Consider the following 14850-nt stretch of genomic DNA (forward strand, 5'->3'; position numbering starts at 1 on the left):
AACCCTGCAAGGTTTTCAGGCTTTATGGCACACTGCGCTTTTCGCACGGTCTGGCCGGGTGCTTCCCGCGGTTATTGATGAGAGAGAATAACAACATGAAATGGCTATGTTCTGTAGGTGTCGCCGTCAGCCTGGCGCTGCAACCTGCGCTGGCAGAGGATTTGTTTGGTAATCACCCGCTCACGCCTGAAGCCCGCGACGCCTTTGTCACGGATTTACTCAAAAAGATGACGGTCGATGAGAAAATCGGCCAGCTGCGCCTGATAAGCGTCGGCCCGGAGAACCCGAAAGAAGCCATTCGCGAGATGATCAAAGACGGGCAGGTAGGAGCCATTTTTAACACCGTTACCCGCCAGGATATCCGCAAAATGCAGGATCAGGTGATGGAACTGAGCCGCCTGAAAATTCCGCTGTTCTTCGCCTACGACGTGGTGCACGGCCAGCGTACCGTCTTCCCGATTAGCCTCGGCTTAGCCTCCTCCTTTAACCTCGATGCGGTGAAAACCGTCGGGCGCGTATCGGCATATGAAGCCGCAGACGACGGCCTGAACATGACCTGGGCGCCGATGGTAGACGTCTCCCGCGATCCGCGCTGGGGCCGTGCTTCGGAGGGCTTTGGGGAAGATACTTATTTAACCGCCACGATGGGCAAAACCATGGTGGAAGCGATGCAGGGCAAAAGTCCGGCAGATCGTTACTCGGTGATGACCAGCGTCAAGCACTTCGCCGCCTATGGCGCGGTGGAAGGCGGCAAAGAGTACAACACCGTGGACATGAGTCCGCAGCGCCTGTTTAACGACTATATGCCGCCGTACAAAGCGGGGCTGGACGCGGGCAGCGGCGCGGTGATGGTGGCATTGAACTCTCTCAACGGCACGCCTGCCACCTCCGATTCGTGGCTGCTGAAAGATGTGCTGCGCGACCAGTGGGGCTTCAAGGGCATCACCGTTTCGGATCACGGGGCGATTAAAGAGCTGATCAAGCACGGCACAGCGTCTGACCCGGAAGATGCGGTACGCGTGGCACTCAAGTCCGGCATCAACATGAGCATGAGCGACGAATACTACAGCAAATACCTGCCGGGGCTGGTGAAGAGCGGCAAGGTGACGATGGCGGAGCTGGACGATGCCGCTCGCCACGTGCTGAACGTGAAATATGACATGGGGCTGTTTAACGATCCTTACAGCCATCTGGGGCCGAAGGAGTCTGATCCGGCGGACACCAATGCTGAAAGCCGCCTGCACCGCAAAGAAGCCCGCGAAGTGGCGCGCGAAAGCCTGGTGCTGCTGAAAAACCGTCTCGACACGCTGCCGCTGAAAAAATCCGGCACCATTGCCGTGGTCGGTCCGCTGGCCGACAGCAAGCGTGACGTCATGGGCAGCTGGTCCGCCGCAGGCGTGGCGGATCAGTCCGTTACCGTGCTGACAGGCATTAAGAGCGCTGTGGGTGATAATGCAAAAGTGGTTTACGCCAAAGGCGCAAACGTCACCGACGATAAAGACATCGTGACCTTCCTCAACCAGTACGAGGAAGCGGTGAAGGTGGATCCACGCACGCCGAAAGAGATGATCGACGAAGCGGTTAACGCCGCGAAGCAGTCCGACGTGGTGGTCGCCGTGGTAGGTGAAGCGCAGGGGATGGCGCACGAAGCCTCCAGCCGGACCGACATCACGATCCCGCAAAGCCAGCGTGACCTGATCGCGGCCCTGAAAGCCACCGGCAAGCCGCTGGTGCTGGTGCTGATGAACGGGCGTCCGCTGGCGCTGGTGAAAGAAGACCAGCAGGCTGACGCCATTCTGGAAACCTGGTTCGCCGGTACCGAAGGCGGTAACGCCATTGCCGACGTGCTGTTTGGCGATTACAACCCGTCCGGCAAGCTGCCGATGTCCTTCCCGCGCTCCGTCGGGCAGATCCCGGTTTACTACAGCCACCTGAACACCGGTCGTCCGTACAACGCCGACAAGCCGAACAAGTACACGTCCCGTTACTTCGACGAGGCTAACGGCCCGCTCTATCCGTTTGGCTATGGCCTGAGCTACACCACGTTTAAGGTCTCTGACGTGAAAATGTCGGCGTCGACCCTGAAGCGTGACGGCAAAGTGACCGCCAGCGTGGAAGTGACCAACAGCGGCAAACGCGAAGGCGCGACGGTGATCCAGATGTACGTTCAGGATGTCACGGCCTCCATGAGCCGTCCGGTGAAACAGCTGCGCGGCTTCGAAAAGGTCAACCTGAAACCGGGCGAAACCAAAACGGTCAGCTTCCCGATTGACGTAAATGCGCTGAAGTTCTGGAATCAGCAGATGAAATACGATGCCGAGCCTGGCAAATTCAACGTCTTCATCGGCGTGGATTCCGCCCGGGTGAACAAAGCCGAGTTTGAACTGCAATAATCTTACCTTTCTCCCTATCCCCCGCCTGGCGGGGGATGCCTCTCATCTGGTACGAAAAACGGTTAAATTCACTGTTTTAAGCTACGCTTTTCTCTCAAGCCTATGAAAAAGGCCACAAAATAATGAGGAAAGTAGAATGACGATTATTAAGGGGATAACAGGGTCGGCGGTGCTTCTGGCGGCGCTGAGCCTGCCGTTACAGGCCGCAGAGCCGGTTAAGGTGGGTTCCAAAATTGATACCGAGGGCGCGTTGCTCGGCAATATCATTTTGCAGGTGCTCGAAAGCCACGGCGTGAAAACGGTCAATAAAGTGCAGCTTGGCACTACGCCTGTCGTGCGCGGTGCTATCACTTCCGGCGAGCTGGATATCTACCCGGAATACACCGGCAACGGGGCATTCTTCTTCAAGGATGAAAACGATCCGGCCTGGAAAAATGCCAAAGCCGGGTACGAAAAAGTCAAAAAGCTGGACGCGGAAAAAAATAAGCTGGTCTGGCTTACACCGGCACCGGCCAACAACACCTGGACCATCGCGGTGCGCAAAGATATCGCCGAGAAAGGCAAGCTCACCTCGCTTGACGATCTCAGCCGCTACCTGAAAGAGAAGGGCGAGTTTAAGCTCGCGGCCTCGGCAGAGTTTATCGAGCGCGCTGATGCCCTGCCAGCGTTTGAAAAAGCTTATGATTTCAAGCTCGATCAGGCACAGCTACTTTCTCTGGCGGGCGGCGACACGGCGGTGACCATTAAGGCGGCGGCGCAGAAAACCTCCGGCGTCAACGCGGCGATGGCTTACGGCACCGACGGCCCGGTCGCGGCGCTTGGTCTGCAAACCCTGACCGACCCGAAAGGCGTTCAGCCAATTTACGCCCCAACCCCGGTCGTGCGCGAGGCGGTGCTGAAAGCCTACCCGGATATCGACGATTGGCTCAAACCGGTGTTTGAAAAACTGGATGCGAAAACGCTGCAACAGCTGAATGCCAGCATTGCCGTAGAGGGGCTGGATGCCAAAAAAGTGGCTGCCGACTTCCTGAAACAACAAGGGCTTGTGAAGTAACGGGATAAGGCTGTGCCAATAAAATGTCATAACCGCGTCCTGCTGCTGTTGGTCTGTGTGGCCATCGTGGCGGTCGCGTTACCTTTTGTGAATGTCGCGCCAAACCGTCTGGTGTCGGGCGAACCGCGCGCGCTGTGGCAGATCTGGGCATTTACGCCGCTGCTGCTGGGCGCGGCGCTGGCGAGTACCGTAGTCTTAGCCTTCTGGCCGGGGCGAACCGCGCTGTGGCTGACGCTTCTGCTCAGCGAAGCGCTGTTTATCGTACTGTTCTGGAGCGCGGGACAGGCGGCAACGCAGATGGCCTCGGTTGAAAGCCCTCTGGCGCGCACGTCGATTGGCAGCGGCCTGTGGCTGTGGCTGGCACTCTGCCTGCTGGCCTGTAGCGATGCCATTCGCCGCCTGACGCCGATACCTGTGTGGCGCTGGCTGCTGAACGCGCAATTCTGGGTTATTCCCCTGCTGATCCTCTTCAGCGGCGATCTGAATCAACTCTCGCTGTTAAAAGAGTACGTCAACCGCCAGGAGGTGTTTGACAACGCGCTGGCGCAACATCTGACGATCCTGTTCGGGACGCTGGTCCCGGCGCTGCTGCTGGGCGTGCCGCTGGGCATGTGGTGCTACCGACATCCCAGCCGCCAGGGTGCCGTCTTTACCGTGCTCAACGTTATTCAGACCATCCCCTCCGTTGCCCTGTTTGGCCTGCTGATTGCCCCCCTCGCCGGTCTGGTTAAATCCTTCCCTGCGTTGGCCGCGGCAGGCATTGCCGGAACCGGGCTGACCCCGGCGTTGATTGCCCTTGTGCTGTATGCGCTGCTGCCACTGGTGCGCGGCGTGGTGGCGGGGTTAAGCCAGGTTCCGCCCGACGTGCTGGAAAGCGCCCATGCGATGGGGATGAGTGCGCGCCAGTGTTTCTGGAAAATACAGCTGCCGCTTGCGCTTCCGCTGCTGGTTCGCAGCCTGCGGGTGGTGACGGTGCAAACCGTTGGGATGGCGGTAATTGCCGCGCTGATCGGGGCGGGCGGCTTTGGGGCGCTGGTGTTCCAGGGGCTGCTCAGCAGCGCGCTGGATCTGGTGTTGCTGGGCGTTGTGCCCACGATTGCGCTGGCGGTCGTTCTGGATGCCCTGTTTGCCCTGTGGCTCGCGCTGCTCAGGAGAAGAGCCAATGATTGAATTTCATGATGTGAGTAAAACCTTTGCGGGCCGTCCGGCGGCAAGCCATCTCAATCTGCATTTTGCCGAGGGGGCGTTCTCGGTATTGATCGGGACGTCGGGGTCGGGAAAATCGACGACGCTGAAGATGATCAATCGGCTGGTGGAGCACGACAGCGGGACGATTCGCTTTGCCGGAGAGGAGATCCGCAGCCTGCCGGTGCTGGAGCTGCGGCGGCGTATGGGCTACGCCATTCAGTCCATCGGCCTGTTTCCCCACTGGACGGTGGCGCAGAACATTGCCACCGTGCCACAGCTGGAAAAATGGTCCCGGGGGAAGATCAATGAGCGTGTCGACGAGTTGATGGCGCTGCTGGGCCTGGACGCGTCGCTTCGTAACCGCTATCCGCACCAGCTTTCCGGCGGACAGCAGCAGCGGGTCGGGGTGGCGCGCGCGCTGGCCGCTAACCCGCAGGTACTGCTGATGGATGAGCCCTTCGGCGCGCTGGATCCGGTCACCCGCGGCGCACTTCAGGCCGAGATGAGCCGCATCCACCGTATTCTCGGGCGCACCATCGTGCTGGTGACGCATGATATCGACGAAGCACTGCGGCTGGCCGATCGTCTGGTACTGATGGATCACGGCGAAGTCGTCCAGCAGGGTACGCCGCTTGAGCTGTTAACGTCGCCGGCAAACGATTTTGTGCGTGAATTCTTTGGCCGCAGCGAGCTGGGCGTCAGGCTGCTCTCGCTGCGCACCGTCAGGGACTATCTGCGTCCGCAGGATGCGCAAATCGGTGGTGAACCGCTGCATGACGGGATGAGCCTGCGCGATGCCCTTTCGGCGTTTGTCGCCCGGCAGTGTGAGGTGTTACCCGTTGCGGACGGGCAGGGGACACCATGCGGGACGATCCATTTTCGCGATCTGCTGGCGGGGGAGGTGACGCGTGAAGTGGGTCCGTGATCCGTTACTCTGGCTGACAGGGCTGTTTATCGCCTTACTCTACCTGATGCCGCACAGCGCGGCGCTGTTTAATGCGCTTATTCCCGGGCTGCCGCGCCCGGTGTACCAGCAGGAGAGCTTTGTTAATCTCGCCCTGGCGCACTTCTGGCTGGTAGCGGCGTCAAGCGTGATTTCCATCGTGCTGGGCACAGGTGCCGGTATTGCGGTGACGCGGCCTGCGGGCAGGGAGTTCCGTCCGTTGGTGGAGACCATCGCCGCAACGGGGCAGACCTTCCCGCCGGTGGCCGTGCTGGCGATTGCCGTGCCGGCGATCGGTTTTGGGCAGGAGCCTGCCATCATTGCGCTGATCTTGTACGGCGTGTTGCCCATTCTGCAAGGGACGCTGGCGGGCATTGCGGCGGTGCCTGCATCGGTGCTGAGCGTAGCGGAAGGGATGGGAATGAGCGCCTGGCAGCGGCTACTGAAGGTAGAACTGCCGCTGGCAGCACCGGTGATTATTGCCGGTGTGCGGACGTCCGTGATCATCAACATTGGTACGGCAACCATCGCGTCGACGGTCGGGGTCAATACGCTGGGGACGCCAATCATTATTGGGTTAAGCGGGTTTAACACGGCTTATATTATTCAGGGGGCGGTTCTGGTTGCGCTGGCGGCGATTGTGGTGGATCGCCTGTTTGAACGCCTGGCCGGATACCTCAGCCAACACCGCCGCGAACAATAAACGAGTAACCTGCAAGCATAACGCCACCGATACCGCTGACGGCCATCAGTGCAAAAAGGGTAATTACGGCCAGTTTCGTTGCCTTCATCATGTGCTCCTGTTGTTAACGGAACAATTATACGGTGAAGCGCAGCTGTTAATGAACCATTAAATGCGTTACAACGCATTTGGCCCCAGCGAGTAAACGGGATAACCATGTTCGCGCCATTCCGTCAGGAGCTGCTGCTGGGAAGCGGAGGGGACTTCGCCACACCAGACCAGCAGCGTCTGCCCCTCAAACAGTTCCGGCCTGAGCTGTGCCAGGGAGTGTGCAAGCACGTCAACGCGCCAGCCCTGCTGGGTGGCAATCCAGGCTTCGAGCCACAGCCGGGTGGTATCGTGGACGTTCCAGCCGATCACCAGCGCATCTTTGCTGTTTTTATTCCGCGCTGAGGCAAGACAGACGGAAATATAGTTAATCAGCACGCCATCAAGCATACTGAGCAGTGCCTGTAAGGTGGTTTGCTGACACTGAAGCCGACGCCGTAGGGGAATAAAAAGATGGGTGATCAGGGTTTGCGCGGGGTAGTCTCGACCCTGTTCTTTGATCCAGCCGCGCAGACGCTGCAAATTGCCGGTCTGCAACAGCCTCAGCAGCGTTTCCTGCTGCTCGCGCCAGAGATGCTGCGTATCAGGATCGTCCTGGCTCAGAAGCGACTTCACCTTGCCTACCTGTACGCTATTGTCGATCCAGCTTTTGATCTCGCGGATCCGGTCAATATCCGCATCGTTAAACAGGCGGTGCCCGCCGTCCGTTCTTTGCGGCTTAAGCAATCCATACCGTCGCTGCCACGCCCGTAGCGTAACGGGATTGATATCACACAGGAGTGCCACTTCACCTATCGTGTAAAGCGCCATTTTCGCCCCCAGGCTTGCGCGTCCCCAGCTTAACTGTAGACCCACTTTGCGGAACCAGGAAGATTTGATTCTTTTTTGTACAAATTATACGAAAGACAGGTTATCTCCGGCAAAAGGTGTGATGACGGACACGATTTATCGCTTTTTTGGCACGTTTCAAAGAAAGTTAACCGCCATCAGTGTATGTTACGCGTTTTTAGAATGTGCGGTTTGTGAGTATGTACGAGTTTAATCTGGTGCTGCTGTTGCTTCAGCAGATGTGCGTGTTTCTTGTCATCGCCTGGTTGATGAGCAAAACGCGCCTGTTCATTCCGCTGATGCAGGTCACCGTCCGTCTGCCGCACAAATTCCTCTGCTACGTCGTATTTTCCATATTCTGCATTATGGGGACCTGGTTTGGTCTCCATATTGAAGATTCCATCGCCAATACGCGCGCCATTGGCGCGGTAATGGGCGGGCTGCTCGGAGGCCCGGTCGTGGGCGGTCTGGTGGGGTTAACCGGCGGCCTGCACCGCTATTCGATGGGCGGTATGACGGCACTAAGCTGCATGATCTCCACCATTGTCGAAGGGCTGCTCGGTGGTCTCGTCCACAGCTATATGATTAAGCGCGGACGGCCGGATAAAGTGTTCAGTCCCCTTACCGCCGGGGCGATCACCTTCGTGGCGGAAATGGCGCAGATGGCGATCATCCTGCTGATCGCGCGCCCGTTTGACGATGCGTTACATCTGGTCAGCAGCATTGCCGCACCGATGATGGTCACCAATACCGTTGGTGCGGCGCTGTTTATGCGCATTCTGCTCGACAAACGCGCCATGTTCGAAAAATACACCTCGGCATTTTCTGCCACCGCATTAAAAGTTGCGGCGTCGACGGAAGGGATCCTGCGGCAGGGATTCAACGAGGAGAACAGCATGAAGGTGGCGCAGGTGCTGTATAAAGAGCTGGATATCGGGGCCGTGGCGATTACCGATCGCGAAAAGTTGCTGGCGTTTACCGGTACCGGGGACGACCACCATCTTCCAGGTAAGCCGATCTCCTCGGCCTACACTTTGCGCGCTATTGAAACGGGTGAAGTGGTGTATGCCGACGGGAATGAAGTGCCGTACCGCTGTTCCCTGCATCCGCAGTGCAAACTTGGCTCTACGCTGGTCATTCCCCTGCGGGGCGAAAACCAGCGCGTCATGGGCACCATTAAGCTTTACGAAGCCAAAAATCGCCTGTTCAGCTCCATCAACCGCACGCTGGGGGAGGGGATCGCCCAGCTGCTTTCGGCGCAAATCCTGGCGGGGCAGTATGAACGGCAAAAAGCGCTGCTGACGCAGTCAGAAATTAAGCTCCTGCACGCTCAGGTGAATCCGCATTTCCTGTTTAACGCGCTCAACACGCTGAAGGCGGTGATCCGCCGCGACAGCGATCAGGCCGCGCAGCTGGTGCAATTTCTGTCGACATTTTTCCGCAAAAACCTGAAGCGTCCCTCGGAGATCGTCACCCTCGCGGACGAGATTGAGCATGTAAACGCCTATCTGCAAATTGAAAAAGCGCGCTTCCAGTCACGATTACAGGTGTCGTTATCCGTCCCGGATGAGCTGGCGTATCAGCATCTTCCGGCCTTTACCCTGCAACCGATTGTGGAGAACGCCATTAAGCATGGGACGTCGCAGCTGCTGGGAACCGGAGAAATCATGATTTCCGCTTCCCGTTTTAACCACCATCTGGTGCTGGATATTGAAGATAACGCGGGGCTGTATGAAGCCTCCGCGTCAGGCGGTCTGGGCATGAGCCTGGTGGATAAGCGCCTGCGCGCACATTTTGGTGATGACTGCGGTATCACCGTCGCCTGTGAGCCAGACCGCTATACCCGAATTACCTTACGATTGCCGCTGGAGGAGAACGCATGTTAAGAGTGCTGATTGTTGATGATGAGCCGTTAGCACGGGAAAACCTGCGTGTTCTGTTGCAGGAGCAGAGTGATATCGAGGTTGTGGGGGAATGTGCCAATGCGATTGAAGGCATCGGTGCGGTGCATAAACTGCGCCCGGACGTGCTGTTCCTCGATATTCAGATGCCGCGCATCAGCGGTCTGGAGATGGTCGGCATGCTCGACCCGGAGCACCGTCCCTATATCGTCTTTCTGACGGCCTTTGATGAGTACGCGGTAAAGGCGTTTGAAGAGCACGCGTTTGATTATCTGCTGAAACCGATTGAAGAGAAACGCCTTGAAAAGACCCTGACCCGTCTGCGCCAGGAGCGTACCGCGCAGGACGTGACGCTGCTGCCGGAGCATCAGCAGCCCCTGAAGTTTATCCCCTGTACCGGGCACAGCCGGATTTACCTCCTGCAAATGGACGACGTTGCCTTTGTCAGCAGTCGTCTGAGCGGGGTATACGTCACCAGCGCTGAAGGCAACGAAGGCTTTACCGAGCTTACGTTACGCACGCTGGAGAGCCGCACGCCGCTGATCCGCTGTCATCGACAGTATCTGGTGAACATGGCGCACCTGAAGGAGATCCGCCTGGAAGATAACGGCCAGGCCGAACTGGTGCTACGTGCAGGGCAAACCGTGCCCGTCAGTCGTCGCTATCTGAAAAGTTTGAAAGAGGCGATAGGGCTGTAAAACTGGTACACTGCGCGCCATTGCATCATCGACATTCGAAGGCTCTATGCTAAGTAACGATATTCTTCGTAGCCTGCGCTACACCCTGAAAGCGAACAATAATGACATGGTGCGCATTCTTGCGCTCTCCGACATGGAATCCACGTCCGCCGGGTTCGACACCTGGATGACTAAAGAAGATGAAGAGGGTTTTGTTCGCTGCCCGGACATCATTCTGTCGGGCTTCCTGAACGGCCTGATCTACGACAAGCGCGGCAAAGATGAATCTGCGCCTGAGCTGGCGCTGGAGCGTCGGGTGAATAACAACACGGTGCTGAAAAAGCTGCGTATTGCGTTCTCCCTGAAAACTGACGACATTCTGGCGATCATGACCGAGCAGAAATTTCGCGTGTCGATGCCGGAAATCACCGCCATGATGCGCGCGCCGGATCATAAAAATTACCGCGAGTGTGGGGATCAGTTTCTGCGTTATTTCCTGCGTGGGTTGACGCAGCGGGTGCATAACCAGAAGGGGTGATATTTAGCCGGGTGGCGGCCTCGCCTTACCCGGCTAAAAACTCGTTGGCCCGTGCAAGCGTAGCGCCGCCGGGCAAAAAAAAGCCGGATTCTCATCCGGCTTATTTATTACTTCACCTGCTGACCCGGCTTCGCGCCTTCGTCAGGGCTTAACAGGAAGATGTCTTTTCCGCCCGGGCCTGCGGCCATCACCATCCCTTCAGAGATGCCGAAGCGCATTTTACGCGGCGCCAGGTTTGCCACCATCACGGTCTGACGACCGATCAGCACCTGCGGATCAGGGTACGCGGAACGAATGCCGGAGAAGACGTTACGTTTCTCGCCGCCCAGATCCAGCGTCAGACGCAGCAGTTTGTCAGAACCTTCCACGAACTCCGCGTTTTCGATCAGCGCCACGCGCAGGTCGACTTTGGCGAAATCATCAAAGGTGATGGTCTCCTGAATCGGATCGTCCGCCAGCGGGCCGGTCACCGGCGCGGCAGCCGCTTTCACCTCTTCTTTTGATGCTTCCACCAGCGCGTCAACCTGTTTCATCTCGATGCGGTTATACAGCGCCTTGAAGGTGTTCACCTTGTGGCCGAGCAGCGGCTGCTGGATGGCATCCCAGGTCAGTTCGGTGTTCAGGAATGCTTCCGCGCGGGCTGCCAGCTGCGGCAGAACCGGCTTCAGCCAGGTCATCAGCACGCGGAACATGTTCAGACCCATGGTGCAGATCGCCTGCAAGTCGGCGTCGCGGCCTTCCTGTTTCGCCACCACCCATGGTGCCTGCTCGTCGACATATCGGTTGGCCACGTCTGCCAGCGCCATGATTTCGCGAATGGCTTTACCAAATTCACGACTTTCCCAGGCTTCGCCAACCGCAGCGGCGGCGTCGGTGAAGGTTTTATACAGCTCAGGATCGGCCAGTTCGGCAGAGAGCACGCCGTCAAAGCGTTTAGCGATAAAACCTGCGTTACGGGACGCCAGGTTCACCACCTTGTTGACGATGTCCGCGTTCACGCGCTGCACGAAATCTTCCAGATTCAGGTCGATATCGTCGATGCGGGAAGAGAGCTTCGCGGTGTAGTAGTAGCGCAGGCTATCCGCATCGAAGTGGTTCAGCCAGGTGCTGGCCTTAATAAACGTCCCGCGAGATTTGGACATCTTCGCGCCGTTGACCGTTACGTAGCCGTGTACGAACAGGTTAGTCGGCTTGCGGAAATTGCTGCCTTCAAGCATCGCTGGCCAGAACAGGCTGTGGAAGTAAACGATGTCTTTGCCGATGAAGTGGTACAGCTCGGCGGTGGAATCTTTCTTCCAGTACTCGTCGAAGCTTAGGGTATCGCCGCGCTTGTCACACAGGTTCTTGAAGGAGCCCATGTAGCCGATTGGCGCATCCAGCCAGACGTAGAAATATTTGCCCGGCGCGTTCGGGATTTCGAAGCCGAAGTATGGCGCATCGCGGGAGATATCCCACTGCTGCAGACCGGATTCAAACCACTCCTGCATCTTGTTCGCCACCTGCTCCTGCAGCGCGCCGCTGCGGGTCCACGCCTGCAGCATTTCGCTGAACGACGGCAGGTCGAAGAAGAAGTGCTCGGAGTCACGCATTACCGGCGTGGCGCCGGAAACCACGGATTTCGGCTCGATAAGCTCGGTCGGGCTGTAGGTCGCGCCACACACTTCGCAGTTATCGCCGTACTGGTCCGGGGATTTACATTTCGGACAGGTGCCTTTGACGAAACGGTCCGGCAGGAACATGCCTTTTTCCGGATCGTACAGCTGAGAGATGGTGCGGTTTTTAATGAAACCGTTCTCTTTCAGACGGGTGTAGATCAGCTCTGACAGCTCGCGGTTCTCGTCGCTGTGCGTGGAGTGATAGTTGTCATAGCTGATGTCAAAGCCAGCAAAATCGGTCTGATGCTCCTGACTCATTTCGGCGATCATCTGTTCCGGGGAAATTCCCAGCTGCTGCGCTTTCAGCATGATTGGGGTGCCGTGGGCATCGTCCGCACAGATGAAATTAACCTCGTGGCCGCGCATTCGCTGGTAACGGACCCAGACATCAGCCTGGATATGCTCCAGCATGTGGCCGAGGTGGATTGAGCCGTTGGCGTACGGCAGGGCGCACGTTACCAGAATTTTTTTCGCGACTTGAGTCATAGTAGGCATTACTTCTTTTAACTGTGAAAAGGGTTTTCGATATTACCAAAAGGGGCATTATTAAGTAAGCACAAACCACGGCCTTTCAGGTAAACTTGTTCATCTAAGGTCTTATTCACAAGAACAAAGGAGTCGGGATGAGTTCTCAATCCCAGGCCAAATCACCGGAAGCCTTACGAGCAATGGTCGCCGGGACGCTGGCTAATTTTCAGCATCCAACCCTGAAGCACAATCTCACGACGCTGAAAGCGCTTCATCATGTCGCATGGCTGGACGATACGCTGCACATTGAGCTGCAGATGCCGTTCGTCTGGACCAGCGCCTTTGATGCCCTGAAAGAGCAAACCAGCTCTGAGCTGCTGCGCATTACTGGCGCAAAAGCAATTGACTGGAAGCTAAGCCACAGCATCGCCACGCTCAAGCGCGTGAAAAATCAGCCGGGCGTTAACGGCGTGAAGAACATCATCGCCGTCAGTTCTGGCAAGGGTGGGGTGGGTAAATCGTCGACCGCCGTGAACCTGGCGCTTGCGCTGGCGGCAGAAGGGGCGAAAGTCGGCATTCTGGATGCGGATATTTATGGCCCGTCCATTCCGAACATGCTGGGTGCTGAAAACCAGCGTCCAACTTCGCCGGACGGCACCCACATGGCGCCGATCGTGGCGCACGGTCTGGCGACCAACTCCATTGGTTACCTGGTCACGGACGATAACGCAATGGTCTGGCGCGGCCCGATGGCCAGCAAAGCGTTGCTGCAAATGTTGCAGGAGACAATGTGGCCTGACCTCGATTATCTGGTGCTGGACATGCCGCCGGGCACCGGTGATATCCAGCTGACGCTGGCGCAGAACATTCCGGTCACCGGCGCCGTCGTGGTCACCACGCCGCAGGATATCGCGCTGATCGACGCCAAAAAAGGCATCGTGATGTTCGAGAAGGTGGAGGTGCCGGTACTCGGCATCGTCGAAAACATGAGCATGCACATTTGCAGCAACTGTGGACACCATGAGCCGATCTTCGGTACCGGCGGTGCGGAGAAGCTGGCGGCGCAATATCACACCCAGCTGCTGGGGCAACTGCCGCTGCATATCACACTGCGTGAAGATCTGGATAGCGGTAAGCCGACGGTGGTCAGCCGTCCTGATAGCGAATTCACGGAAATCTATCGTCAGCTGGCGGGGCGCGTTGCGGCGCAACTGTACTGGCAGGGGGAAGTGATCCCGAGCGAGATCGCCTTCCGCGCGGTGTAACGCCTCTGCGCGTTAGTGCCGGGTGGCGGCTTCGCCTTACCCGGCCTACCTCGATTTTGTAGGTCAGGTAAGCGTAGCGCCACCTGACTTTACCCAAGCCGATAGTGCATCAAATAATACTCTCCTTCCGGAGAATCCCCCGTCGCCTCAATGTGCCAGCCGTGGCGCTGGTAAAACGCAACCGCTCGCTCATTCTTCACCAGACACTTCAGGGCGCCTGTACTGGTAAACGTCCTCTGTACTTGTTCCAGTAACAAACGGCCAACTCCCAGACGCTGATACTGCGGGTCGACAAACAGATTGTGCAAAAAGTTATCATTTTCCCAGACGGAGGCAAACCCTACCCGGTGACCGTCGTGAATCGCAACCCAGATCTGCTCGTCACGCGTTGCGGCGTCAAAATCCTCAAGCTGCCATTCAGAATTGTCCAGCCATGGCCAGGCCACGCGTCGTGCATGCAGGTACAGCGTGCGCAGAAATGGCCGGTCGTCCTCCTGCCAGGGCCGGATCATCGTATCAGCGGTGATAGAAAATATCTCCGTTATAGGCTTTGTAGATTTTGCCATCAGCATCGCCAATCAGAACGTAATTTTCACCCATGTAGGTCCAGTGCGTACCGGCATCGGGCGCGGGAAGGTTACGTAGCTGGTACTGTTTGATGGTGTACTCTGGCGTCTGATACTGCGCGGGCGCGGTATCGCCAATCTTAAATTTGGTGAAGTCGGCGATGAACTCCTGCTCTTCATAAGCCTTAATGCCGGAAGGCGCGGCGGCCGTTTGCGGGGCTGCGAATGCGGAGCCCGCCAGAGACAGTAATACACCCAGAAGCACCAATTTACGCTTAGCCATTTTTTCTCCAGTGATATCGTTACGGATACGCTTGTCTGCGGGGGACAGTGCCGCAGACAGCCCATTTTAAGTATCAAAACAGGGTGTGTTTGAAAAAAAATGTAACAAAAGTGAACGGTTTTGTGTAGTGCCAGCGGTTGTGAGTATTTTTGATATGAATGCGTGCTGACGGGAATAATTCATTGTAACTATCGTTTTGCTGAATTAATTCTGAAAATACATTGTTGCCGTAATTTTATAAACTGTAGATCGTGCTTTTTTTTGCCACAGGCTTTAAGATTTTCAGGAAGATTATATTTTA

At 57.1% G+C, this 14850-nt stretch carries 14 protein-coding genes; 9 read left to right on the plus strand and 5 right to left on the minus strand.

Features of this window, described 5'->3' with window-relative positions; translation table 11 throughout:
* Positions 1–95 precede the first annotated feature (95 nt).
* The 5 genes from bglX (at position 96) to SK51_RS12030 (ending at position 6281) form a co-directional block, all read left to right on the plus strand.
* The gene (gene bglX / locus SK51_RS12010; protein ID WP_023306598.1) at positions 96–2393 is read left to right on the plus strand and encodes a beta-glucosidase BglX; all 2298 of its coding nucleotides are present in this window, start codon (positions 96–98) and stop codon (positions 2391–2393) included.
* A gap of 136 nt (positions 2394–2529) precedes the next feature.
* Positions 2530–3447: a glycine betaine ABC transporter substrate-binding protein OsmF gene (gene osmF / locus SK51_RS12015; RefSeq protein WP_022648682.1), complete on the plus strand. Its 918-nt coding sequence runs from the start codon at positions 2530–2532 to the stop codon at positions 3445–3447.
* A 12-nt stretch (positions 3448–3459) separates the two neighbouring features.
* The gene (locus tag SK51_RS12020; RefSeq protein WP_023300579.1) at positions 3460–4617 is read left to right on the plus strand and encodes an ABC transporter permease; all 1158 of its coding nucleotides are present in this window, start codon (positions 3460–3462) and stop codon (positions 4615–4617) included.
* Positions 4610–5560 carry an ABC transporter ATP-binding protein gene (locus SK51_RS12025; protein ID WP_022651508.1) on the plus strand — a complete coding sequence of 317 codons (951 nt, stop codon included), beginning with the start codon at positions 4610–4612 and terminating at the stop codon, positions 5558–5560. Before SK51_RS12020 ends, SK51_RS12025 begins: the two co-directional genes overlap by 8 nt.
* Entirely contained in the window at positions 5544–6281 is a 738-nt protein-coding gene (locus tag SK51_RS12030) for an ABC transporter permease (protein WP_023306597.1), read from the plus strand. The genes SK51_RS12025 and SK51_RS12030 overlap by 17 nt, the downstream gene beginning before the upstream one ends.
* On the opposite strand, the gene SK51_RS24200 is transcribed toward SK51_RS12030, so the two are convergent.
* Positions 6256–6369 (minus strand): protein YohO, encoded by a 114-nt coding sequence (locus tag SK51_RS24200; protein ID WP_022648678.1) that lies wholly within the window; start codon positions 6367–6369, stop codon positions 6256–6258. The two genes, SK51_RS12030 and SK51_RS24200, sit on opposite strands and share 26 nt — an antisense overlap.
* 68 nt (positions 6370–6437) lie before the next feature.
* Complete coding sequence (gene mlrA, locus SK51_RS12035; RefSeq protein WP_048206723.1) at positions 6438–7178, minus strand: HTH-type transcriptional regulator MlrA; 741 nt, start codon at positions 7176–7178, stop codon at positions 6438–6440.
* A 218-nt stretch (positions 7179–7396) separates the two neighbouring features.
* Here mlrA and SK51_RS12040 point away from each other — a divergent pair, with 218 nt between their 5' ends.
* The 3 genes from SK51_RS12040 to SK51_RS12050 are packed head-to-tail and all read left to right on the plus strand — an operon-like array spanning position 7397 to position 10312.
* Positions 7397–9082 (plus strand): sensor histidine kinase, encoded by a 1686-nt coding sequence (locus SK51_RS12040; protein ID WP_003859271.1) that lies wholly within the window; start codon positions 7397–7399, stop codon positions 9080–9082.
* Entirely contained in the window at positions 9076–9795 is a 720-nt protein-coding gene (gene btsR / locus SK51_RS12045) for a two-component system response regulator BtsR (RefSeq protein ID WP_022648676.1), read from the plus strand. Before SK51_RS12040 ends, btsR begins: the two co-directional genes overlap by 7 nt.
* Before the next feature lie 46 nt (positions 9796–9841).
* Entirely contained in the window at positions 9842–10312 is a 471-nt protein-coding gene (locus SK51_RS12050) for a YehS family protein (protein ID WP_015572337.1), read from the plus strand.
* Positions 10313–10419: 107 nt separating this feature from the next.
* On the opposite strand, the gene metG is transcribed toward SK51_RS12050, so the two are convergent.
* Positions 10420–12453 carry a methionine--tRNA ligase gene (metG, locus tag SK51_RS12055; RefSeq protein WP_023300575.1) on the minus strand — a complete coding sequence of 678 codons (2034 nt, stop codon included), beginning with the start codon at positions 12451–12453 and terminating at the stop codon, positions 10420–10422.
* Between the two features lie 137 nt (positions 12454–12590).
* Here metG and apbC point away from each other — a divergent pair, with 137 nt between their 5' ends.
* Entirely contained in the window at positions 12591–13700 is a 1110-nt protein-coding gene (gene apbC / locus SK51_RS12060) for an iron-sulfur cluster carrier protein ApbC (protein WP_022648674.1), read from the plus strand.
* Positions 13701–13789: 89 nt separating this feature from the next.
* Here the strand turns inward: apbC and SK51_RS12065 are convergent, their stop codons facing one another.
* Entirely contained in the window at positions 13790–14266 is a 477-nt protein-coding gene (locus SK51_RS12065; protein ID WP_032622520.1) for a GNAT family N-acetyltransferase, read from the minus strand.
* Positions 14217–14549, minus strand: a complete 333-nt coding sequence (locus SK51_RS12070) for an RcnB family protein (RefSeq protein WP_022648672.1) — start codon at positions 14547–14549, stop codon at positions 14217–14219. The genes SK51_RS12065 and SK51_RS12070 overlap by 50 nt, the downstream gene beginning before the upstream one ends.
* Positions 14550–14850: the final 301 nt, after the last annotated feature.

The organism is Enterobacter sp. MGH85 (genome assembly GCF_001037655.1).
Classification (GTDB): Bacteria; Pseudomonadota; Gammaproteobacteria; order Enterobacterales; family Enterobacteriaceae; genus Enterobacter; species Enterobacter intestinihominis.